The organism is Leeuwenhoekiella sp. ZYFB001 (genome assembly GCF_011784865.1).
GTDB classification, from domain to species: domain Bacteria; phylum Bacteroidota; class Bacteroidia; order Flavobacteriales; family Flavobacteriaceae; genus Leeuwenhoekiella; species Leeuwenhoekiella palythoae.
Genome location: NZ_CP050460.1, coordinates 3,117,922 through 3,140,322, shown reverse-complemented (window position 1 = coordinate 3,140,322; position 22,401 = coordinate 3,117,922). Strand labels below are relative to the sequence as shown.

Sequence of the window (22,401 nt, the reverse complement as noted above, 5' to 3'; positions counted from 1 at the left end):
GTGGCACGTATATAGCGCTTTTATCACCTTGATGTATTTCATATTGTGGCCTAACAAGATGTTCTATGAAAAGCATAATTGCACTTTTACTACTCGTTAGTATGTTTACGATGGGCTGTAGATCTTCTACCAATAACAAAGGCTTGTCGTATGCTGATTTTGAACCTGAGGGGTTCTATGAAGTAGAAGGTAGGGTGCTTAGTAATCTATTGAGTTTTTCATTGCCAAGAAATCGGGTGCTAAACTATGAATACTTCCTAGACCAAGAGACACCTTTAATTGGCTATGAGCTTAACATTCACAGAACGCTTAAACCCGGAGAACGCTTTATAGTTTTGGTGCACAAACAAGATAGTACGATAAGCTTTTTTGGGTACGTAAACCCTATGTTACTTGATAGGTCAATTCACAAGTTAAAACAACGTAGATAGGCATTGGAGGGTAGCGCAGCGCAGCAGCTTGAGTAATTTTGTTTACTAATCATGTTTGTTCATTTTCTTTGCTTGTCCAAAGAAAACGAACCAAAAGAAAAGACCCCCTCGCTTAGGAATTTTTTGCCTTATCAGGCAAAAACCGCTTTGTCAGCTCCGCGTCGCTACCGCTCCTGTCCTTCGGAGCTTCCTGCAGCTATTCTGAACCGAGGGATGATTAGATTCGTGTCACCCTTCGGGTATGCGTATTCAATACCACAAACTGAAAACAGAAGACGGAAAACTGAAGACTGCTACTGTCGACTTAACCATAAGCTTCCTACGTCTATTCGGAACCGAGGGAATATTAGATTCGTTTAATCCTTCCGGTATGATTGCGCCTAGTCACCTCGACGTTAGGAGAGGTCACACAAGTCGCTAACTCCCTTCTCCTTTGGTAGAAGGGTTGGGGATGAGGGGGAAGTCCGCGTAGCTGGGCAGAGGTGGTTTTAGTAAGTTTGCGTGAGCACCACCCCGTCAGCTGCTGCGCACTATGTGCTTGCTGCTGCCACCCCTCCTCAACAAGGAGGGGAGCTGATAGTGTTAAGCGCTTATAATTGTTTCATAAGGATTTAACGACAGTATGTAAACCTACACGCGATACAATTCCCCATTTACATTGGGACAGGCAGCGGGGCAAGAGAGGAAGAAAAGAAGCGGAAACCCTTCGGGTATGAGTATTTAATACCACAAACAGAAAACGGAAAACTTTTCGATTACTTTATACACGCGATACAATTCCCCATTTACATTGGGACAGGCAGCGCGGCAACAGAGGTACAATTGTCAATAGGAAATGAATAGGCAGCGCGGCAACATCTAAAACAGTAAGCAGTAAACAGCAAACTGCCAACTGAGACTGCCCACTAGAGAAGGGCTGGGGATAAGGGCTTTTGACAAAGCACACACCAGATGCAAATTCTCCCGATGGTCGAAATGACGTTTAAGTCGCAGTTCTACTTCCGTATTTTAAACCGTCTTTATTCTTTTATCTCTAATCTATTATCTCAAATCTCCAGTCTCCAGTCTATGAAGCTCCATAAACCAACTCCAAAAAGGCTTCGATCTGACTGGGCTCTAGCCAGCGGAGTACGATGACCAAATCGTTTTCTTGATCGATGACGATAAAGTTTCCGCCAAAACCGGCAGCATAGTATAAATGCTCGGGGAGGTTTTTCCAGTGGCGCGCACCTTGCTGATTCAGCCACCACATATAGCCGTAATTAGGATTTGGCGCCGAAGGTTGTTGTACCGCTTTTACCCAAGCTTCAGAAAGCAAGCGCTTACCGTCCCAAACACCATTATTAAGGAATAAGAGTCCAAAGCGCGCCATATCTTCAGCACTGATAAACATCCCACCACCGGAATGTCCGCCGCCGGTTACGCTTTGCATTTGGAGACCGTCTATGGTGCTCCACGCGTTATCATAGCCAAACCAGCGCCACGAGGTAGAAGCGCCTATAGGATCCATAAGCTGTTCTTTCAATACCTGCGGAAGCGGTTTGCGCCACGTATGCGTGAGTGCGTAGGCGAGTACATTTACCCGCACGTCGTTGTATTCAAAGAACGTTCCGGGGGTGCGCAGTTCGCGGTTCTTCCAAGCGTCAATACCGCCTTCACGCGGTGGGCGGTCTGCCCAGTCCTTTCCGCCCCAGAGTTCGCCGCTCCAATCGGAGTTTTGTTCTAGCAGGTGCTTCCAAGTAACTTGGCTGTTGTGATCACCATCAAAGGTTCCGTCCCAGATATAATCGCCTACCAGATCATTCACATTGGTGATGATGCCCGCATCTACCGCAAGACCGGCAGTGGTTGAGAGAAAACTTTTGGTGACGCTAAACGTCATATCTACGCGCTGCGTATCGCCCCAACTGGTGACGAGGTAGCCGTTCTTTATGATCATTCCCGCAGGTCCGCCGCGCTTTTTTGTGGGTCCGGCGATATGATGATACGGCTCCCGCTCAAATCCTTTTAAAATTGCCTGGCGCAGATCGCGTGAACCGGTGTATTCGTGTTCCATAGCAAAATCAACTGCGGCTTGGAGCGAAGCTTCGGTAAACGCACCGGAGGTTGCTGGTGCGGTTTTCCATTCGGCTTGATATTCGGGAAAATAATATTCTTGTGCACAAAGGGTATTGATGGTTAAAAGAAGTATACCAAAAAGGCCATACAAGCGCGCGGAGTGTTTTTTCATCAGACTGTTAATATTATTGTTAAAAATTATGGTAAATAAAAGTTAAATAGCTTTTGCTAATGATTGAATGCTATTTTTTAATCATTTTCTAATAAAATCGGCAAACTCAATAAATACCTTTGGTAGGAAAATTACCAAAAAATAAAGATATCATGGCAGAGCAAAAGAAAATGACCACCTCAGCGGGAGCACCGGTTTCTAATAATCAGAAGTCGCAAACAGCCGGCGATCGCGGTCCTGTAGTAATGCAGGATTACAAATTGTTTGAAAAATTAGCACACCAAAACCGTGAGCGCATTCCAGAGCGTACAGTGCACGCCAAAGGCTGGGGAGCACAAGGAACATTTACTGTTACTCATGATATCACAAAATATACCTGTGCCAAATTATTTTCTGAAGTAGGGAAGCAAACTCCGATACTATCGCGTTTTTCTACAGTAGCCGGGGAAGCTGGCGCTGCAGATACCGAGCGTGATGTGCGCGGATTTTCGCTTAAGTTTTATACCGAAGAAGGAAACTGGGATATGGTAGGGAATAACACCCCCGTATTCTTTATTCGTGACGGCTATAAGTTTCCCGACTTTATTCATACGCAAAAGCGTCATCCTAAAACCAACTTGCGTTCGCCTGAAGCTATGTGGGATTACTGGTCGCTTTCTCCCGAAAGTTTACACCAAGTCACCATCTTAATGTCTGACCGAGGAATCCCTAAGACACCTATGCACATGAATGGCTACGGCTCGCACACCTTTAGTTTTTGGAATAAGGATGGAGAACGTTTTTGGGTGAAATTTCACTTCAAGACTCAGCAAGGAATAGAGAACTATACTAATGAAGAGGCTGCGGATATTATTGGGCAAACCCGTGAAAAATATCAGGAAGAATTGTTTAAAGCCATTGACGAAGGAAACTATCCTAAATGGACGTTGAAAATTCAGGTGATGCCGGAGGCTGAAGCAGAGAACTTACCATTCAATCCGTTTGATCTTACTAAAGTATGGCCACACGATGACTATCCGCTTATTGAAGTAGGGGAGTTGGAGTTGAATGAGAATCCTGAGAATTACTTTCAATTTATAGAGAATGCTGCGTATTCGCCATCTAACGTGGTGCCGGGTATTGGGTTCTCACCAGATAAGGTATTGCAAGCGCGTATTTTCTCGTATGCTGATGCACACCGTTATCGTTTAGGAACGCATTATGAAGCATTGCCGGCTAATGCGCCTAAAAACGCGATGGTTAATCATTACCACAAAGACGGACCGATGCGTTTCTTCACCAACGATTTTGGAAACCCAGACGCGTATTACGAACCGAATTCTAAAGGTGGTGCTGTTGAAGTACCGGAGGTTGAAGAGCCGCCAATGCGCATTAGTGGTGATGTAAAACGCTATGAAGAGAATGATGAGTTTGGCGTGTATAAGCAGCCGGGAGATCTGTTCCGTTTGATGCCACAAGATGAAAAAGAGCGTATGTTTGTGACTATTGCTACTGCTTTAGATGGTGTTTCAGAACCTATTGTACAGCGTCAATTAGGCCATTTTTACAAGGCAGATCCTGCATACGGAAAAGGAGTGGAAGATGCGATCAAAGCGATGAAAACCGGTGTTGATCCTAATAGTAACGTGCTTCCACAAGACGTATAAACCAAGATATATAAGATATGCGAGGCGGATTAAATTATAGCTGCCTCGCTTTTTTTTTGAAAAAATATAGTATTTTAACTAGATGAAATCAGAATCTCTATTTAATGCCATTCGTTCTGAAGATGAGCAAACCGTTGCAGCGCTATTAACGGAGCACCCCGAATTGATCAACGAAAAAGACCAGCGCGGATCTACCCCGTTATTGTTAGCTACCTATTACGGACACAAAGGAATCGCCGAGACGATTATTGATAAAGGTGCTGCTATTGATGCTAAAGATGCCTCAGGAAATACCGCCTTAATGGGCGTGTGTTTTAAAGGGTATACCGAAGTGGCAAAACTCCTGATCGATAAAGGTGCCGATGTGAATGTGCAGAACTTTAATGGAGCGACCGCATTGATTTATGCAGCAACGTTTAATCAAAAAGAACTGGTTGAATTGTTATTGGAGCGCGGAGCAAACCCTGAATTAAGAGATTCTAGAGATCTAAAAGCCGAAGACCATGCACGTATGCAAGGTTTAGATCAAATAGAAAATCTATTAAAGCATGCTACACCCTAAAGTAGTACAAGACTTACACTCCATACGTTTTAGAAATGTTGGTTTTAAGCGTAAGCCGGTGCTGTACCCGCAGGCCGAACGTCAATTAAACCGATTTCTAATCAATGCTATCGGTCATAATGTATTTGTTATAAGCACTGGTCTGGGACTTGATGTGTACTATAGCAGTACCCAAGATTATTCTCAATTCATCAAAAAAAATTTGTGGTTGTTTAAACCCGCAAACGATGTAGTTGCTGAAAAACACTTCGTGGCTACCCTTCACGGTCCTGAAGTATTAGACTATTTTAATACGGTTGTAGATAGTTTGATCACGCATCCCCAACTGTTTTTGTCTTGTTGTAAAAAGTTTATGCAGTATTACAAAGATGCCGGGGTGAAAACGCGTTTGTTACAATTGCTTTACAGCACGTTTGAGGCACACCTTCAGGAGTTGATCAGTCAAGAGCGTAGTCCGTACACCGGTAGGATCAAAAAAATGCTCAATGAGTCTGAAATTTCAGAGTTTAAATATTTTGATGAGGTCGATCGTCTGGCGTATCAATCTAAAAATGCAAGGAATTTTAATTGAGTAGAATCTGCTTCAGTTTAAACTTTTTGTTGGTCTTTAATTTAGAAAGGATCTTTAGGAAGGCCAGGGCTGTGATATAGGCGTCACCCATTGCTTTGTGTCGGTCTGTTCGGGCGATATTCAGCTCTTCACATAAATCGTCTAGCGTATATACTTTATTGGGGTCTGTGATGTTTACCAAATGTACCGTGCGTTTATATAACACCCCGGTATCGGTAAACTTATTCTTCAGTTTAGGAGCGCCCAGGCGTTTAAGCGCATAATTGATGATGCCAATGTCGAACCCTACGTGATGCCCTACAAGAATGGCATCGCCTATAAATTCTAAAAAAGCTTTTACAGCTTCTTCTTCGGTTACCTTTTTGTATTTCCGGTTTTCACGTAGAATACCGTGAATAGCAACAGCTTCTTCATTAAACACGTCTTGTTCCACATACAGTTCAAAACTGCTGGAGAGGCTAATGGTGTTTCCCTTAAGCTCTAAGGCGCCAATGCTAAGCATACGATCTTCGCGGGCATTGGTGCCGGTGGTTTCTGTATCAAAAACAATAAAACGCGCCTGTTCAAATTCCGGAAGGCTTTTTCCTGAAAATTGCGCTGCGTAGTTTTTGTAGAATTCAGGCGGCTCAGGGGTTTTGCTGAAAAACGGAATGCGCATATTTATTTGAGATTGTATCGAAGGGTTAATAATTCCTGAATGTCGTGAATGGACTTAAAGCAGCGCTTCAGCTTAAGTTTTTCGGCTTTGCTTAAGGTTGCTAATTCAATAAACCTTCCGGAGTCGTCGTGTAAAATTCCCTGCTTGGTCCTGAATTTCAGTAAGGCCTTAAAAGCATACGAGCAGTTTTCATAAATCTCTTTATTGTTCTGTTCCAGTTCGGCAAGGCGCTCAAAGCGACCGGCGGTATTGTTGATGTTGCGCAATTTATGATTGAGACTCAGCACACGCGCAGCATCTATTAGCGGCATCAATGCACGGGTTTTGATATCAAAAAAGTCTTTATGATCGCCACCTTCTTCTACCAGAAACTGTCTGAAGAACCCCAACGGCGACGGACTGCGGATAGCATCTTTAGCCATCACCCGATAAAACATTGGGTTGGTATCTAAAGTATCAAGAATACTGTCTGAAAGTTTAGTTACTAGTTGGGTGTCGCCAAAAACATAACTGTAATCAAAAAAGATGGCAGAGAGCAGTTGGGTTTCCGGGGTGGGATCGGTGATCCAGGTGTGGTATTGTTTTTTCCATTCGGAAAGCGACTGACACCAGCGCGGATTGCTCGCCATCATATCTGCAGGGCAATAGGCATAGCCCACTTTATGCATCGCACGCGTGGTGATGCGTGCTAGTTTTATAAAATATGCCTGGGTTGCCTCGTATTCTTCTTCGGGAACGTTATCAAACACAATGGCATTATCCTGATCTGTAAACAGAAGTTGCTCTTTGCGTCCCTGACTTCCCAAAGCCAGCCAGGCAAATTTACACGGCGGCGGAGTTTCCATCTTTAAAAGAGAAAGTTCCAGCGCCCGTACTGCGATCGCATAATTGATCTCATTGAGAATGTTGAGAATTTGCGACAGCGGCAGGTTTTGATCTAAATACTTTTTAAGCAAACGCGAAACTTTAAGCCGTACATCGCGCAGGCGTTTGGTGCGCTTTGCGAGTTTTACCTCTTTTAACAACACCACCGGATTGTTAGCAAACGAAACTACAATATCATGTTCTGTGATGAGCCCCAGTAGTTTGGTGTCTGGCGTGCCATCTTCGGTGATACACAAATGATTTACTTCGTTCTTAAGCATAATCAGTTGGGCTTGTGCCACCGTAGGATCTTTCTGAAAACATTTAACCGGATGGCTCATGATCTTATCCACCGTATCTGAGATATTAAAATCTCCCGTAGCGATACGGTCACGCAGATCACGGTTGGTGATGATGCCTACAGGTTTCTCATCGTGTGTCACCACAATGGAACCCACATCGCGGTGGCTCATCTTCTTTGCCGCTACTTTTATAGTAGTATCTGGCGTGCAGGTCAGTATGTTTTTAGAGTAACGCGCTTTTTGTAGATCAAAGATCTCACTGTTGCGTTCTACAGAATATTCGGTGAATAGTTTTCCGCTTTCTTCAAGGGAATAGGGGTCACTCACATTAGAGGCAAAACTGGCGATAAGAAAGTTACTCACCTCTTTGTGTTCTAAAGCGATGGGCAGAAAAAGGTCTATAGGGATCCCATAAATGATAGACTCTTCATTAGCAGAAGCAGAGAGTTCATAATCTTCTTTTGTGATCAGCGGACGCAGACCAAAGATGTCGCCTTCATCACAAATATCTACAATTTTAGGTTGGTTATCTACCGTTCTAAACACCCGTACGGCACCGTCTTTAACCACGTAAAACATAGCGTGGTTGGTATCGTGTTCTTTAAAGATAGGTTTGTCTTTCTCAAAGTAGAGCACCTCGATTTGCGCAGCGATCTTCAAGAGGCTGTCTGCTGCCAGGAATTGAAATGGCGGATAGCGTTTTAAGAAATCGGCAACACGTTCTGCAATAGTATTTTTCAAAAGCTTAGAAGTTTAGCGTTAGTTGAGGTTACGGCGCTCGATAAAAAAGCGCTTGAGCAGTTGGGCAGCTTCGGTCTCTAGCACACCTGAAGTTACTTGCGTTTTAGGATGCAAATGCGTTCCCATTTTTTGATAACCCCGGTTGGTGTCTGCCGCACCAAAAACGATCCTGCTGATCTGACTCCAATACAAAGCACCGGCACACATTTGGCAGGGTTCAAGCGTAACGTATAGCGTGCAATCGGTTAAGTATTTTCCGCCTAAAAAATTGGCTGCTGCGGTAATGGCTTGCATTTCGGCGTGTGCGGTCACATCGTGCAGGCGTTCGGTTAAATTATGTGCTTGGGCAATGATGCGGTTATTTACCGTGACGACTGCACCTACCGGAATCTCGCCGAGCTCAAAAGCAGTCTCAGCTTCCTGCAAGGCTTTTTTCATAAAATAGTGATCGTCAAAAGGTTCAATTAGCGCCATGCGGTTGGTTTTAAAGCTTGAAGATAAAAAGTTTTTTGCAGTATCATTTTTAAATGTGCCACTAATTATTTCTTGAAGTTCGGCTACCTTTGTTTTATGAGTTACCCGCTTTTAGAAACCATAAATGACCCGCAGGATTTACGCAAACTTCCGGTAGCACAGTTAAACGAACTTGCCGCAGAATTGCGCCGGTTTATTATAGATATTGTTGCCACTAAAGAAGGACATCTGGGAGCAAGTCTGGGTGTTGTTGAACTCACACTGGCGCTGCATTACGCCTTTAATACGCCTGAAGATCAACTCATCTGGGACGTGGGACATCAAGCCTACGGACATAAAATCCTTACCGGACGCCGGGATAACTTTGATACTAATAGGCAACTGGGCGGATTGAGCGGTTTTCCTAAGCGAGAAGAAAGTGTTTATGATGCGTTCGGAACCGGGCACTCGAGCACCTCGATCTCTGCTGCGCTGGGTATGGCGATCGCAGCGAAGATACAAGGGAATACGCAACGTCAGCATATCGCCGTCATCGGTGATGCATCTATTGCCAGCGGAATGGCTTTTGAAGCCTTGAATCACGCCGGTGATAGTGATGCTAATTTACTCGTCATCTTAAATGACAATGCAATTGGAATTGACCCGAGTGTGGGTGCGTTGAAAAATTACCTGACCAATGTAAAAACCGGAAGTCAACGGCAAGAGAATATTTTTGAGGCCTTGAACTTTAAGTATTTTGGTCCGGTTGACGGGCATGATATTGACAAGCTTTTGGAGATCATCAAGACGCTTAAGAAAATAAAGGGTCCTAAGTTTTTGCACGTGATCACCACCAAAGGCAAGGGACTCAAACAAGCCGAAAAAGAACAAGTGGTCTATCACGCACCGGGAAAATTTAATGCGGTAACAGGAGAGTTAAACCCTAAAAGCACCACACCACAACCTCCAAAATATCAGGATGTATTTGGGCTGACTCTGGTAGAGTTGGCCAAGAAAAATAAAAAGATCGTAGGCATCACACCGGCAATGCCTACCGGGAGTTCGTTAAAATATATGATGCAGGAGTTTCCTGAGCGCGCGTTTGATGTAGGGATCGCCGAGCAGCATGCGGTTACGCTTTCCGCCGGAATAGCTGCAGCAGGCGGAGTCGTTTTTTGTGCGATCTATTCTACCTTTTTGCAGCGGGCGTACGACCAATTGATTCACGATGTGGCCTTGCAAAAGCTTCCGGTTATTTTTTGTGTGGATCGCGCTGGATTGGTAGGCGCAGACGGGGCGACGCATCATGGAGTTTTTGATCTGGCCTATTTACGCTGCATTCCCAATCTTATCATTTTCGCTCCGCGGAATGAAGAAAGTTTGCGCAACATAATGTTTACTGCCCAGCTGGGTTTAGAGCAGCCTGTTGCCATACGCTATCCGCGAGGTCGCGGAACTACGATCAACTGGAAAACCTACTTTCAAAAAATAGAAATAGGTAAGGCCGAAAAGTTAACCGAAGGGGATAACATTGCCCTTCTCGTGACCGGCACGATGACCGAAACGGCGCTTCAACTTGCGGATACTTTTAAAAATGAGGTAGCGGTGTATTATTTTGGTTTTGTAAAGCCGCTGGATCTTGCGGCGCTGCAAGAAATTTTTAGCACCTATACTAACGTGATCACGCTCGAAGATGGTGTAGTATCAGGAGGATTTGGTAGCGCTGTCGCAGAAGAAGCCGTACGCCAAAATTATAAAGGGAAACTGCAGGTATTAGGTATTCCTGATACATTTATTGAACAAGGAACCACCGAAGAATTAAGAGCTTCGGTGGGTCTGGATTTTGAAAGCCTTAAGGCGCACGTAGCGCATTGCTTAACACTTATTTAATGTCAAGGCCTTTAATCTTTTTGTAATTGCGCAACGCTTTTCCGTCAGTCATCGTAGAGACTTCGGCACAAATCTGAATAAGATTTTGATACAAGCTTTTTTCAGATTGATCAGCAGGAGCTAAGAGTTGCTGAATGAGTTGGTTGTAATGCGTATCGTTATTGTCTAAAGCTCGGCAACGCGCCTCAAGCAATGTAGAAAGGATCTCATACCCGGCGATCTCTTTTTCGATCACTTCGCGGCTGTTGTAAATACGGTCTATACTCAGATTGATAATGTCTGTGATCTGGGCCTGATAGCTGCTTTTGTCAATAAGCGACTGGTCAAACGTACCGGCAAGAATTTCCTCCTCATAGGTCATAAAGGTCTCAACACTTTCATTGATCAATGTGCCGATAGCTAATGCGCGCAAGTAGCTCACCCGGTCTGAAGTCTCCTGCAAGGCATTGTATTTATTGCGGTCTATAGTCTGGCCTACGAGCTTTACCATATATTCAAGGGCGTATTCTTCGGGGATAAGGCCTAAGTTGATACCATCTTCAAAATCAATGATGGTATAGCAAATATCGTCAGCAGCCTCAACAAGATAGGCCAGTGGGTGACGCGACCAGCTTAGATCATCTGTAGAGCTTCGATTTAAAAGGCCCAGTTCTTGGGCGACATCTTCAAAGAGTTCTTTTTCAGACTGAAAAAAGCCATACTTCTTATCGGCTATATGATCTGTAGGGCGGTGCGGAAGTGATTCTTTAGGGTATTTCATAAATGCACCTAAAGTAGCATAAGATAAGCGCAAGCCTCCCGGAGCTCCCGGTTTGCTTTGCGAAAGCACTTTAAAGCCATTGGCATTACCTTCAAACTTGATGAGGTCTTGGTATTCTTTCGCCGTTAGACTGTCTTTATAACGTTTCCCGTATCCGGTTTTAAAGAATTCGCCTATCGCTTTCTCCCCACTGTGCCCAAAAGGTGGGTTACCGATATCGTGTGCTAAAGCCGCAGCGGCTACGATTGCCCCAAAGTCATTAAACTTATACCCATACACCTGCTCTAAGTGCGGGTATTTCTCCAATAATTTTTTACCCACCATACGACCTAGAGAGCGGCCCACCACAGAAACTTCCATGCTGTGTGTTAAGCGCGTGTGAACAAAATCTGTTTTAGAAAGCGGAATCACTTGGGTTTTGTCTTGCAAGCTTCTAAAGGCTGCCGAAAAGATAATGCGGTCGTAATCAACCTCAAAACCCAGGCGTGTGTCGTCCTGTTCTATACGCAGTCTTTTTGCGGTATCGCCCTGTCTTTTTAAGGAAAGTAAATGCTCCCAATTCATCATAGTGTGCAATTTTTGGCAAGATACATCTTTGCCAAATTTTAATCTAATGAAACCCAGAGGTCTCAAAAAGCTGTTAACATTAAGGTAACCATGAAGTAACTCTTGGGTTACGAATTCATAACATTCGATTAACTGGCTAGAGTTTCTTTAGCGACATCTTTGCAGCACAAAATACGATTATTGATGAAACAGATTTTAGGTCTTTTAATGCTTATGTTTTCGGCAGTTGCATTAGGACAAACAGGAACAATTGAAGGGACTCTATCAGACAAAGAAACAAACAATGAGCCGCTTCCTTTTGCTAATGTTATTATTAAAGGTACGACTAAAGGTGCTACTACTGATTTTGATGGAAAGTACATTATTGAGAACGTACCGGTAGGAACTTATGAAGTAGAATTCAGCTTTGTAGGTTATGAGCCTGTAACAGTGCCTAATGTAGTGGTACAAGCAGGAAAATTCACCAATGTTAGCACCGCCTTAGGTGCAAGTGCTGCTGCTTTAGATGAGGTAGTGATACAGGTACAAACCAGTAGAGAGCGCGAGTCAGCATTACTTCTTGAGCAAAAGAAGGCTGTAGAGATCAAAGAAAGTATTGGGGCTGTACAGCTGGCAAAACAGGGAGTTACCGATGCTGCTACCGCAACTACAAAAATTTCCGGAGTTACTGCAAGTCAGGCTTCAGGAGATATTTATGTACGTGGGCTAGGAGACCGTTACTTATATACTACAATGAACGGGTTGCCTATTCCTTCTGATGATGTTGAAAAGAAAAACTTTGATCTTGGTCTATTTACTACTCGTGTTATTCAAAACGTAGGGATCAGTAAAACCTATGGAGTGAGTAACTCTGCAGACCAGGCTTCGGGTACTATAGATGTAGCTACTAAAGAATTAAGCGGAACCAAAGAACTTGGTGTTGGTATTCGTGTGGGAGCTAACACAAATGCTACACAGAGCGGTGTAAGTGACAATTTTAAACTCACCGGAAACAAAGGAGATTATACTTTAGGGTTTTTAAAGAATCAGGGTTTTAACGAAACTACGCAAGCGAGTTCGCCAGGTTATAGCGCATACCCGCGTATGACACAGCAAACCTGGAATACTTCAACTGCTAATTTCCCAATGAATTATCGTTATGCGATTACTGCGGGTAAGAAATTTGGTGAGAAGTTTAAAGTGCTTTTTACAGCATCACAGTCTGGAGACTTCACGTACAGAAACGGAGTTTTTAGACAGTATAGAGAAAACAACATTGATGATAGTATTACCGATGCGACTTATTATAATCGCCGCGTAACTACTACCGTTTTGTTAAACACCGAGTATAAGATCAATGATAAGAATGATGTAAGATGGGTTTCATTATTTGTGAATAGCCTTTCTGATCAAGTGTTTGAAGGAGGTAGAAATGGAGAGGCTACTATCTTTGAGGAAGAGTCTAGAGATGATGTGTTTCAGTTCATTAGAGATCAAAACACCAAGCAAACCAGACTTTGGGTAAACCAGTTTTTTGGTAACCACGAGCTTTCAGAAAAGAACACCTTAGATTGGGGAGTGGGAATCAACTTGTTGAGCGCAGATGAGCCTAACCGTGTAAGAAATGAGGTGAATATAACCCCAGACGCAGACTTTGTACAACTAGGGGTGACCGGAGGATTTCAGCAACGTAAAAGTTTTCAGTTGATCGATGATGAAGAATTAGCCGGATTCATTAAAGATACTTACGTAATTAACGAAGATTTTGATACCGGTTCAAAATCTGAAATTTCAGGAGGATTAAATGTGCGCATGAAGTCGCGTAACTTTAAATCTCAATTCTTAGGAGCTACTGAGAGTAATGCCGGTGCAGATTTTGGTTCGGTTTCTATTGACAATCTTGACGTAATCTTTACAGATGAGAATTTCCGTTCAGGAGACTTGAATTTTCAATTCTTACCTACAGATCGTTACATCGCAGACTTAGAGTCACAATCGGCTTTTGCTGCTTATACTTTACAAAAAGAAAAATTCAATCTTAACGTAGGTATGCGTTTTCAGCGTGACGCGATTGATGTTCTTTTTGATGTGAACAACTTCCCGGGGCGTAGAGGAGCTACTAATAAAGAGTACACAAACCTATATCCTTCGGTAAACTTTAAATATAACCTTACCGAAGATCAAGGAGTGCGTTTTGCAGGTAGTCGTACTATCACACTTCCTGAATTTAAAGAGATCGCTCCATTTGAATATGTTTCTCCAGTAGGGCAGGTAACTAAAGGTAATCCAGATCTTGAGGCGTCAATCAACTATAATTTTGATTTAAAATATGAGTGGTTTCCATCTTCAGATGAACTTTTATCTGTAGCTGCTTTCTACAAAATGATTAATGACCCTATCAACAAAGTACAACAAAGAGGATCTGCAGGTATCTTCTCGTATTTCAATGCAGGAGATCAGGCAAATATTTTTGGTCTTGAATTAGAAGGCCGCGTTAATATCGTGAAGCCGGTAGAGGATAGCGGAAATATAGGTGTGCGTTTATCTGGTAACATTACGCGAATGTTCCACGAGCAAGACCTTAAAGAAATTTATGATGAAAACGGCACTTTGCTTAGAACTTTTAAATACAACGGTAAATCTGATGAAGGACTACAAGGAGCGTCAGACTGGATTGTAAACGGAACTTTAGGATTCAGCACTGCTGAAGAAAATCCTTGGGAACTTAACGTAGTGGGTAACTATGCCTCTTCTAAAATATTTGCATTGGGTGCGCCACGTAACCAGCAAGAACCAGATGTATTCTTTAACGAATCTATTGTAGAACAGGGTTTTGTGGTTCTTGATGCAGTATTGTCTAAGCAAGTAACAGACGGTTTTGCGGTAAAACTAACCGGTAGAAATCTTTTAGATCCAACTATTGAGCAAACGCAAATTCAGCGTCCTACTAATGGAGACCCAGTTTTTAATGCAACAGTACAGTCATACACTTTAGGAAGAACCTTTTTATTGGGACTTACCTACGACTTCTAACATAAAAATTTAATTAAACCCGATTAATTATGAAAAGAATGATGAACAACCAGTACCTAAGGATTTTTGCTTTAGGTCTAGCTATGGCAGTAAGCAGCTGCTCTAACAATGATGATCTAGGTTTTGGAGAAGAAACTCCTACTGAAGATGCAAATCTTACAGGAAACCTAACTGAAGATCGCCAATTAGACCCGCTTGTAGAATACAAGTTAACTGGATCTTTTATTGTAAAAAGCGGAGCGACTTTAACCATCCCTGCAGGAACACGCATTGTTTCTGAAACAGGTACTGATAAATATATTGCTGTAGAGCAAGGAGGTGATATTATCGTTGATGGTTCGGCTTCTAATCCTGTTGTTATGACATCTGCTAATGAGCAAGGTGGTGACTGGGGAGGTCTTGTAATCTGTGGTGAAGCTGTTACTACAGAAGGTGTAGACGCAACTGCAGAAGTAGGTGGTCTTATCTACGGTGGTACAGATAATAACGATGATTCTGGGTCTATTGATTACCTGATCATCAACTACGCTGGTGCTCAAATTAACTCTGACTCTCAGTATAATGGTCTTACTTTATACGCAGTAGGTGCTCAGACTGAAATCACAAACGTTGCGATTTTGAACGGTGAAGATGATGGTGTGGAGTTCTTTGGTGGAACTGCAAGCGTAACCAACCTTTACTTAGAGAATAACCAGGATGACTCTGTTGACTGGACTGAAGGATGGAGTGGTGCTATCACAAACACCTATGTAGTTTTAGATCGTGATGATTTCTCTACTGCAATTGAAGCTGATGGAGATAACGCTAATCCTACTATTACAGACTTCACTGCTGTTTCAGAAACTGGCGGAATCGCATTACAATTCAAAAAAGAATCTGGTGCTACGATCACTGGTCTTTCATTACAAGGTTTTGATACTTCTTTTGATTATAGAGATGGTGGTGCTGTTTCTAACGTTCAGGTTGAAGGTGAAGATTCTAACCCTGCACTAAGTTATGTAGCAACCGCTACTGTAGATATCGCAGATTTTAGCTGGGTACAGTCTGGTCTTGAGGCTAGAGCTTATGTTTCTTTAAACGGAGATCTTACTGCAGATATGACTCTTGATGCAGATACGCGTTATTTATTAGATGATGTATTTACTGTAAAATCTGGTAATACATTAACTATTCCTGCAGGAACAAAAATTACGGCTTTAGATGGTGGCGCAAGTATTTACATCGCTGTTGAAAAAGGTGCTACAATCAATGTAAATGGTACCGAAGACAATCCTGTAGTAATGGGGTCTTTAAATGGAAACCGTGGTGACTGGGGAGGTCTTGTAGTTTGTGGTGATGCAACTACTACCGAAGGTATTGATGCTACTGCTGAAGTAGGAGGTCTTGTTTACGGAGGTTCAACTGACAATGATGATTCTGGAGATATCACAAATCTTGTGATCATTGGAGCGGGAGCTCAAATCAATGCAGATTCACAGTTTAACGGTCTTACCTTATATGCGGTAGGTTCTGAAACTACTGTAGAGAACATCGCGATCATCAATGGTGATGATGACGGTGTAGAATTCTTTGGAGGTACCGTATCTGTAAACAACATCTACTTAGATAATAACCAAGATGATGCTGTAGACTGGACTGAAGGATGGAATGGAACAGTGACTAACACGTATATCACGCATACTGATGCTGATTTCTCAACTGCATTTGAAGCAGATGGTGTAAATAATAATCCAACTTTTATCAATGTAACTGCTATTTCTACTGTAGGTGGTACTGCATTACAGTTTAAAAAAGAATCAGGAGCAACCATCACTAATCTTTACTTAGAAGGCTATGATACTAACCTAGATTTTAGAGATGACGGTGCATTAACGAATGTTATGATTGACGGTGCTGCAGCTGTTTTAACAGAAGCATATAATACAGGCTCACAAGTTGATATTTCTACTTGGACTTGGATCGAAGCTAGATTATAATATATTTGAATTAGCTATATGAAAAGGTCCGGAGATGCTTCGTACCTTTTTTTTGTTTTTAAACCTGTGAAAGAATTCATCTCAAGATAGGTTTTAGGATAGTAATCCTTTAGAAGGAAACAAAAAAAAGCAGCCTCACCGGGCTGCTTTCTTAGCTGCATATTTACCGAAGCTTACAAAGTAATCTTCAGATTTAATTCTTCTAATTGCGCGGCATCAATTTTTGCAGGCGCATCGATCATTACGTCACGGCCGGCATTATTTTTAGGGAACGCGATAAAGTCTCTTATCGTTTCTTGTCCGCCTAAAATTGCTACCAAACGGTCTAATCCAAAGGCCAAACCACCATGCGGTGGCGCACCGTATTGAAAGGCATCCATCAGGAAGCCAAACTGTGCCTGTGCTTCTTCTTTGGTGAAGCCTAAGTAATCAAACATTTTAGACTGTATCTCTTTATCGTGAATACGTATAGAACCACCGCCTATTTCATTTCCGTTCAATACAAGGTCGTAAGCATTTGCTTTTACTTCGCCGGGCTTGGTGTCTAGCAATTCCATTTGTCCCGGTTTAGGAGACGTAAATGGGTGGTGCATCGCGTGGTAACGCTCGGTTTCTTCATCCCATTCTAAAAGCGGGAAGTCTACTACCCAAAGCGGTGCAAATTCATCTGACTTGCGTAAGCCTAGTTGTGTAGCCAATTCCATACGCAGTGCGCTCAATTGTGCACGTGTTTTTGAAGTTTCTCCAGAAAGTACACAGATCAAATCTCCCGGTTGTGCGCTGGTAGCTTCAGCCCATTTCGCCAGATCCTCCTGATCATAAAATTTATCTACTGAAGATTTAAAACTTCCATCTTCATTACATTTTACGTAGACCATTCCTAAAGCACCTACTTGTGGGCGCTTCACCCAATCAATAAGCTTATCGATCTCTTTTCGGGTATAACTCGCTCCTCCCGGAACAGCGATACCAACAACCAGTTCGGCGCTGTTAAAAACGTTGAAGTCTTTATGTTGCGCCACCGCGTTGAGTTCGCCAAATTCCATCCCAAATCGAATATCCGGCTTATCGTTACCGTATTTTGCCATCGCCTCGTCATAGGTCATTCTCGGGAAGCTTTCGATCTCAAAACTTACTACTTCTTTTAAAAGGTGTTTAGTCAAACCTTCAAAAATATTCAAGATGTCTTCCTGCTCTACAAAAGCCATCTCGCAGTCGATCTGCGTGAATTCCGGCTGGCGGTCTGCACGTAGATCTTCATCTCTAAAACACTTTACGATCTGAAAGTACTTATCCATACCGCCCACCATAAGCAATTGCTTAAAAGTTTGTGGTGATTGCGGAAGCGCGTAAAACTGACCTTCGTTCATTCGGCTAGGTACCACAAAATCACGAGCACCTTCCGGAGTAGATTTGATCAAATACGGAGTTTCAACTTCAATAAAACCTTGTTCAGATAAGTAGTTGCGCACGGCAATACTCACTTTATGTCTAAAGATGAGTTTCTCCTTTACCGGATTTCTTCTGATGTCCAGATAACGGTATTTCATACGGAGGTCTTCACCACCATCAGTTGCATCTTCAATAGTAAACGGCGGCGTTTTGGCCTCGTTCAAGATCTCTAATTTTTCAACCAAAAGCTCTACATCACCGGTAGGCATTTTTGGGTTTTTAGACTCGCGCTCGATCACCTTTCCGGTAACCTGAATCACAAACTCACGGCCCATTGTTTTGGCGAGATCCATCACCGCTTTAGGGGTGCGTTCCTCGTCAAAAATAAGTTGGGTAATTCCATAGCGATCGCGTAGATCTACCCAGATCATAAAACCTTTATCGCGGGACTTTTGTACCCAGCCGGCAAGCGTTACCGTTTCGTTTATATTTTCGGCGCGTAAAGCCCCGTTGTTATGCGTTCTGTACATGCTTGATTATTTGAGGTGCAAATTTAAGAAGTTAAAGCAAGTCACCGCCTATTGTTTTGAGGTTATTTTATTGGCACCACCAAAGGGTTTAATACTCCGTCCCGAAAGCTTTCAGGATGCCTCGAAATTGAAAATTCGTTTCCAAGCAATGCTTCATGGGCCTGCCTTTGTCGGCAGACAGGCTTGCCCTGAGGTATTTTACTTAGCCGTAAAGCTTTTCGTTTTTATGGGATTCAACCCTTGAAAAACAAAAAAGCAGAAGAATAGTCTTCTGCTTTTGAGTCTAATTAAAATCAAAAAGATATTTAGCTTTCTGAATCTTCTGAAGCAGCAGCTAATTTAGCCTGTTGTTTTTGTTCTTCGCGTGCTTTTCGCTTTTCTGAAAATTTAACCTTAGCACGATTAGTAAGGTAGAACATTACCGGTACGATTACCAAGGTTAGGAAGGTTGCGAAAACCAAACCGAAGATTACCGTCCACGCCAGAGGTCCCCAGAAGATCACGTTATCACCTCCTATGTAGATACCCGCGTCATAATCAGTAAAGAGTCCGAAGAAATCAATGTTTAAACCAACTGCCAGCGGAATCAACCCGAGCACTGTAGTAATTGCCGTTAGCAATACAGGGCGTAAACGTGATTTACCACCTGCTACCGTAATTCTAAAGTATTCTTCACGGGTTAGATACTCATCATCTTCAATGCCTAATTCCTCTTTTTTACGATCGATCAGGATCTGTGTATAATCTATAAGTACGATCGCATTGTTCACCACGATTCCGGCGAGTGAGATAATACCCATCATCGTCATTAAGATGACAAAATCCATTTGGAAAATAATCAAACCTAAGAATACACCCACTAAACTTAAGACTACCGCCATCAAGATGATCACTGGTTTTGAAAGTGAGTTAAACTGCGCTACCAGAATAAGCAAGATCGAGCCCATAGCAATACCTAAAGCCATCAATAAGAAGCTCATATTGTCTGCTTGCTCTTCTTGCTCACCCGTAAAACTGTATTCAATTCCGTTAGGAGTTTCATAGCCTGCGAGGTCTTGTTTCAACTGCTCAACAATTTGAGTAGCATTAAAGCCTTGTTCGGTAAGCACATTTGAATATAAGGTGATCACGCGCTTAAGGTCTTTACGTTTGATAGCACTAAATGCTGCTGAAGATTTTTTATCAACTAATGCCGAAATAGGCACCTGGATGATCTGACCTTGATTGTTTCTAAACGTTACCGGCTGGTTGAATAAAGCATTCTCATCATAACGATAATCTTCATTAAAACGCACGTTGATCTCATAATCATCATCTCCTTCTTTATAGGTAGAAGCTTCTTCACCGTACACCGAACGTCTCAAAGTTTGCCCTACCTGAGCGGTAGAAATACCAAGCTGACCGGCTTTCTCACGACTTACAGTCACACCAAGTTCAGCTTTAGATTTATTGACATCCAGTTTAAGTTCTTCAATACCACCTATGCCTAGATCTTCAATATAGGTACGCATATTTTCTGCAGCGAGTAGCATTTCTTCATAATCTTCACCGCTGATCTCAATATTGATAGGATATCCTACCGGTGGACCATTGGCATCTTTTTCTACAATAACCGAAGCTCCAGGGAATCCTTTAACCGCGTCACGCACTTCAGAAAGTACGGTGCTACTGCTCACTCCGCGGCGCAATTTAAAGTCACGCATAGACAGCGTTACTTTACCTTTGTGTGGCATTTCGTTACTCTGGCCACCATCGGTTTGAGGGTTTCCGGCACCTTGACCTACTTGTGAAATGGCGCTTTCTACCATATAGTTGTATCCGTCAGCATCTTCATACTTTTTAATAGCATCAAAAATGCGCTCTTCAATTTGCTTGGTAAGTTGATTGGTTTTTTCAATCGCCGTACCTTCAGGATATTCTATATAGGTGATGATTTGATTGGGTTCATTTTCAGGGAAGAATAACACATTAGGTTGTGCGATCCCTACCAATACAAAGGATAAGAATAACATAATCACGGTTCCGAAGAAAAACACGTACGCTTTTCTTCCGCGCAGCGCATATTTTAAGAAACGCTCATAGAAGTTCTCTAATTTTCGAAGCGATTCAAACTGAAAATAGCGTACTGCACCTGCTAAGAAATATTTATAAGCCCAGAGCAAAATTGCGATCAGAAGCAATAAGTTTCCGATTCCTCTAAATCCGCCTGAATCAATTACAAAACCTACAATAAGGAAAATGGCACCTATGGCAGTCAGAATTAAACTGTTGCGCACCAAGCTCTTTTTGCTCATATCTTCTTCTTCGGTTTTCATAAAACGCGAAGTCAGCATCGAGTTGATGATAAGGGCAACGAATAAAGACGAACTCAACACTACAGAGAGCGTGATGGGGAAGTAGATCATAAACTTACCAATAGTTCCGGGCCATAAACCTAGCGGGAAAAAGGCTGCAAGTGTAGTTGCTGTTGAAGCGATAATAGGCCAGGCGATCTCCCCAAGACCTTGCTTTGCAGCTTTTAAACGCGGCATACCTTGATCCATCAAAGAATATACGTTCTCCACAACCACAATACCGTTATCTACCAGCATCCCAAGTCCCATTACAAGACCAAAGAGCACCATCGTATTCAGGGTAAAACCTAAACTTGATAAAATGGTTAAGGACATAAACATAGAGAGCGGAATTGCAAATCCAACAAACAATGCATTTCTAAATCCTAAGAAAAACATCAATACCACTACAACCAGAATCACCCCAAAAATGATGTTGTTAACCAAGTCATCTACCTGATTCTCTGTTTTAATTGATTGGTCATTGGTAAGGCTGATGTGTAACGACTCAGGATAGTAATTGGCCTCTTCTTCAGCGACGATCTTTTTAATAGACTCGACCGCTTCGATCATATTTTTTCCGGCGCGTTTTTTTACATCAAGCATCACAACCGGCTGGCCATATTCACGTGCGTAAGTGGTCGCGTCTTTTTCTTTAAAGCGCACGGTGGCGATATCTTTAAGGAAAATATTTCCGCCATCGCGTTTTACTACGATGTTGTTGAGTTCTTTAGGATCTTGAATTTCGCCTAAAACCCGTATGTTTTTTCGCAACCCATCAGAAATCACGTTACCCGCAGAAATGGTATTGTTTTCAGAGCGAATGGCGTTAATGATGTTATCAAAACTCACTTTAGAAGCGGTCATTTTATAAATATCCACCGCTACTTCTACTTCTTGCTCTTCGGCACCGCGTACGGTAGCTTCTTTGATCTGCGGAAGCAATTCTATTTTATCCTGAAGGTATTCAGCATAATCTTTAAGTTGCTGCACTTGAAAGTCACCGGTAAGGTTGATGTTCAGAATAGGTTGTTCTTCTGAAATATTAAGGTCAAAAATATTAGGCTCTACTTTGGCACCATTATCTAACGTAGGCCAAGTAGTTTCTGCCTTAACCAAATCAACTTTATCCTTAACCTTAGTTTTAGCCACATTTACATCTACATCTTCTTCAAACTCTACAATAATGATGCTGTAATCCTGAAGGGTAGTAGAGGTGATCTCTTTAATCCCGGCGATGTCGTTGAACTCTTCTTCGAGTGGTTCGGTGATGAATTTCTCAACATCTTCGGCGGCATTACCCGGGTTTACAGAACTTACATAGATCTTGGTTTCTATGATTTCGGGGAATGCTTCACGCGGCATACTGTAATAGGCTGCCAGACCACTAAGTAAGATGATCGCCGTAATTACATAAACGGTCATCTTATTGTCTATTGCCCAAGACGATATGCTAAATTCTTTATAAGTGTTTTTTGCCATC

General features: G+C 42.5%; 14 protein-coding genes. 7 read left to right on the top strand and 7 right to left on the bottom strand.

The annotated features are described in order from the left end of the window. The first annotated feature begins 65 nt into the window (after positions 1 to 65). On the top strand, positions 66 to 431 hold the full coding sequence (locus tag HCN54_RS13535) for a hypothetical protein (protein ID WP_167598200.1): 366 nt from the start codon (positions 66 to 68) through the stop codon (positions 429 to 431). A gap of 1,066 nt (positions 432 to 1,497) precedes the next feature. On the opposite strand, the gene HCN54_RS13530 is transcribed toward HCN54_RS13535, so the two are convergent. Then, positions 1,498 to 2,661, bottom strand: coding sequence for a serine hydrolase domain-containing protein (locus HCN54_RS13530; RefSeq protein WP_167598199.1), 1,164 nt, complete (start codon positions 2,659 to 2,661; stop codon positions 1,498 to 1,500). 152 nt (positions 2,662 to 2,813) lie between these two features. On the opposite strand from HCN54_RS13530, the gene HCN54_RS13525 reads away from it, so the two are divergent. From HCN54_RS13525 to HCN54_RS13515, 3 genes are all read left to right on the top strand, one after another. Further along, complete coding sequence (locus tag HCN54_RS13525; protein WP_072982996.1) at positions 2,814 to 4,307, top strand: catalase; 1,494 nt, start codon at positions 2,814 to 2,816, stop codon at positions 4,305 to 4,307. 82 nt (positions 4,308 to 4,389) lie between these two features. Then, positions 4,390 to 4,869, top strand: a complete 480-nt coding sequence (locus tag HCN54_RS13520; RefSeq protein WP_072982998.1) for an ankyrin repeat domain-containing protein — start codon at positions 4,390 to 4,392, stop codon at positions 4,867 to 4,869. After that, positions 4,856 to 5,440: a hypothetical protein gene (locus HCN54_RS13515; protein WP_167598198.1), complete on the top strand. Its 585-nt coding sequence runs from the start codon at positions 4,856 to 4,858 to the stop codon at positions 5,438 to 5,440. The genes HCN54_RS13520 and HCN54_RS13515 overlap by 14 nt, the downstream gene beginning before the upstream one ends. On the opposite strand, the gene HCN54_RS13510 is transcribed toward HCN54_RS13515, so the two are convergent. Genes HCN54_RS13510 through HCN54_RS13500 form a run of 3 tightly spaced genes read right to left on the bottom strand, consistent with a single transcriptional unit; the run spans position 5,433 to position 8,479 of the window. Further along, on the bottom strand, positions 5,433 to 6,098 hold the full coding sequence (locus HCN54_RS13510; RefSeq protein WP_167598197.1) for a 3'-5' exonuclease: 666 nt from the start codon (positions 6,096 to 6,098) through the stop codon (positions 5,433 to 5,435). The genes HCN54_RS13515 and HCN54_RS13510 overlap by 8 nt on opposite strands. 2 nt (positions 6,099 to 6,100) lie before the next feature. Further along, positions 6,101 to 8,005 carry a DUF294 nucleotidyltransferase-like domain-containing protein gene (locus tag HCN54_RS13505; RefSeq protein ID WP_072983003.1) on the bottom strand — a complete coding sequence of 635 codons (1,905 nt, stop codon included), beginning with the start codon at positions 8,003 to 8,005 and terminating at the stop codon, positions 6,101 to 6,103. A gap of 18 nt (positions 8,006 to 8,023) precedes the next feature. Further along, positions 8,024 to 8,479 carry a nucleoside deaminase gene (locus tag HCN54_RS13500; RefSeq protein WP_167598196.1) on the bottom strand — a complete coding sequence of 152 codons (456 nt, stop codon included), beginning with the start codon at positions 8,477 to 8,479 and terminating at the stop codon, positions 8,024 to 8,026. A 96-nt stretch (positions 8,480 to 8,575) separates the two neighbouring features. Here HCN54_RS13500 and dxs point away from each other — a divergent pair, with 96 nt between their 5' ends. Beyond that, positions 8,576 to 10,348, top strand: coding sequence for a 1-deoxy-D-xylulose-5-phosphate synthase (gene dxs, locus HCN54_RS13495; RefSeq protein WP_167598195.1), 1,773 nt, complete (start codon positions 8,576 to 8,578; stop codon positions 10,346 to 10,348). Here dxs and HCN54_RS13490 read toward each other — a convergent pair. After that, on the bottom strand, positions 10,341 to 11,672 hold the full coding sequence (locus tag HCN54_RS13490; protein WP_167598919.1) for a deoxyguanosinetriphosphate triphosphohydrolase: 1,332 nt from the start codon (positions 11,670 to 11,672) through the stop codon (positions 10,341 to 10,343). The two genes, dxs and HCN54_RS13490, sit on opposite strands and share 8 nt — an antisense overlap. Before the next feature lie 186 nt (positions 11,673 to 11,858). On the opposite strand from HCN54_RS13490, the gene HCN54_RS13485 reads away from it, so the two are divergent. Then, positions 11,859 to 14,687, top strand: a complete 2,829-nt coding sequence (locus HCN54_RS13485) for a TonB-dependent receptor (protein WP_167598194.1) — start codon at positions 11,859 to 11,861, stop codon at positions 14,685 to 14,687. Between the two features lie 29 nt (positions 14,688 to 14,716). Beyond that, positions 14,717 to 16,663, top strand: a complete 1,947-nt coding sequence (locus tag HCN54_RS13480) for a hypothetical protein (RefSeq protein ID WP_240924890.1) — start codon at positions 14,717 to 14,719, stop codon at positions 16,661 to 16,663. 173 nt (positions 16,664 to 16,836) lie between these two features. Here the strand turns inward: HCN54_RS13480 and aspS are convergent, their stop codons facing one another. Together aspS and HCN54_RS13470 are read right to left on the bottom strand one after the other, a co-directional pair. Next, complete coding sequence (aspS, locus tag HCN54_RS13475; protein WP_167598193.1) at positions 16,837 to 18,585, bottom strand: aspartate--tRNA ligase; 1,749 nt, start codon at positions 18,583 to 18,585, stop codon at positions 16,837 to 16,839. A 305-nt stretch (positions 18,586 to 18,890) separates the two neighbouring features. Further along, positions 18,891 to 22,400, bottom strand: coding sequence for an efflux RND transporter permease subunit (locus HCN54_RS13470; protein ID WP_167598192.1), 3,510 nt, complete (start codon positions 22,398 to 22,400; stop codon positions 18,891 to 18,893). Between the last annotated feature and the right edge of the window lies 1 nt (position 22,401).

Excerpts from the sequence above, each read along its gene's own strand:
- HCN54_RS13535 (WP_167598200.1), top strand. The coding sequence starts at position 66 with ATGAAAAGCATAATTGCACTTTTACTACTCGTTAGTATGTTTACGATG.
- HCN54_RS13530 (WP_167598199.1), bottom strand. The coding sequence starts at position 2,661 with ATGAAAAAACACTCCGCGCGCTTGTATGGCCTTTTTGGTATACTTCTT.
- HCN54_RS13525 (WP_072982996.1), top strand. The coding sequence starts at position 2,814 with ATGGCAGAGCAAAAGAAAATGACCACCTCAGCGGGAGCACCGGTTTCT.
- HCN54_RS13520 (WP_072982998.1), top strand. The coding sequence starts at position 4,390 with ATGAAATCAGAATCTCTATTTAATGCCATTCGTTCTGAAGATGAGCAA.
- HCN54_RS13515 (WP_167598198.1), top strand. The coding sequence starts at position 4,856 with ATGCTACACCCTAAAGTAGTACAAGACTTACACTCCATACGTTTTAGA.
- HCN54_RS13510 (WP_167598197.1), bottom strand. The coding sequence starts at position 6,098 with ATGCGCATTCCGTTTTTCAGCAAAACCCCTGAGCCGCCTGAATTCTAC.
- HCN54_RS13500 (WP_167598196.1), bottom strand. The coding sequence starts at position 8,479 with ATGGCGCTAATTGAACCTTTTGACGATCACTATTTTATGAAAAAAGCC.
- dxs (WP_167598195.1), top strand. The coding sequence starts at position 8,576 with ATGAGTTACCCGCTTTTAGAAACCATAAATGACCCGCAGGATTTACGC.
- HCN54_RS13490 (WP_167598919.1), bottom strand. The coding sequence starts at position 11,672 with ATGAATTGGGAGCATTTACTTTCCTTAAAAAGACAGGGCGATACCGCA.
- HCN54_RS13485 (WP_167598194.1), top strand. The coding sequence starts at position 11,859 with ATGAAACAGATTTTAGGTCTTTTAATGCTTATGTTTTCGGCAGTTGCA.
- HCN54_RS13480 (WP_240924890.1), top strand. The coding sequence starts at position 14,717 with ATGAAAAGAATGATGAACAACCAGTACCTAAGGATTTTTGCTTTAGGT.
- aspS (WP_167598193.1), bottom strand. The coding sequence starts at position 18,585 with ATGTACAGAACGCATAACAACGGGGCTTTACGCGCCGAAAATATAAAC.
- HCN54_RS13470 (WP_167598192.1), bottom strand. The coding sequence starts at position 22,400 with ATGGCAAAAAACACTTATAAAGAATTTAGCATATCGTCTTGGGCAATA.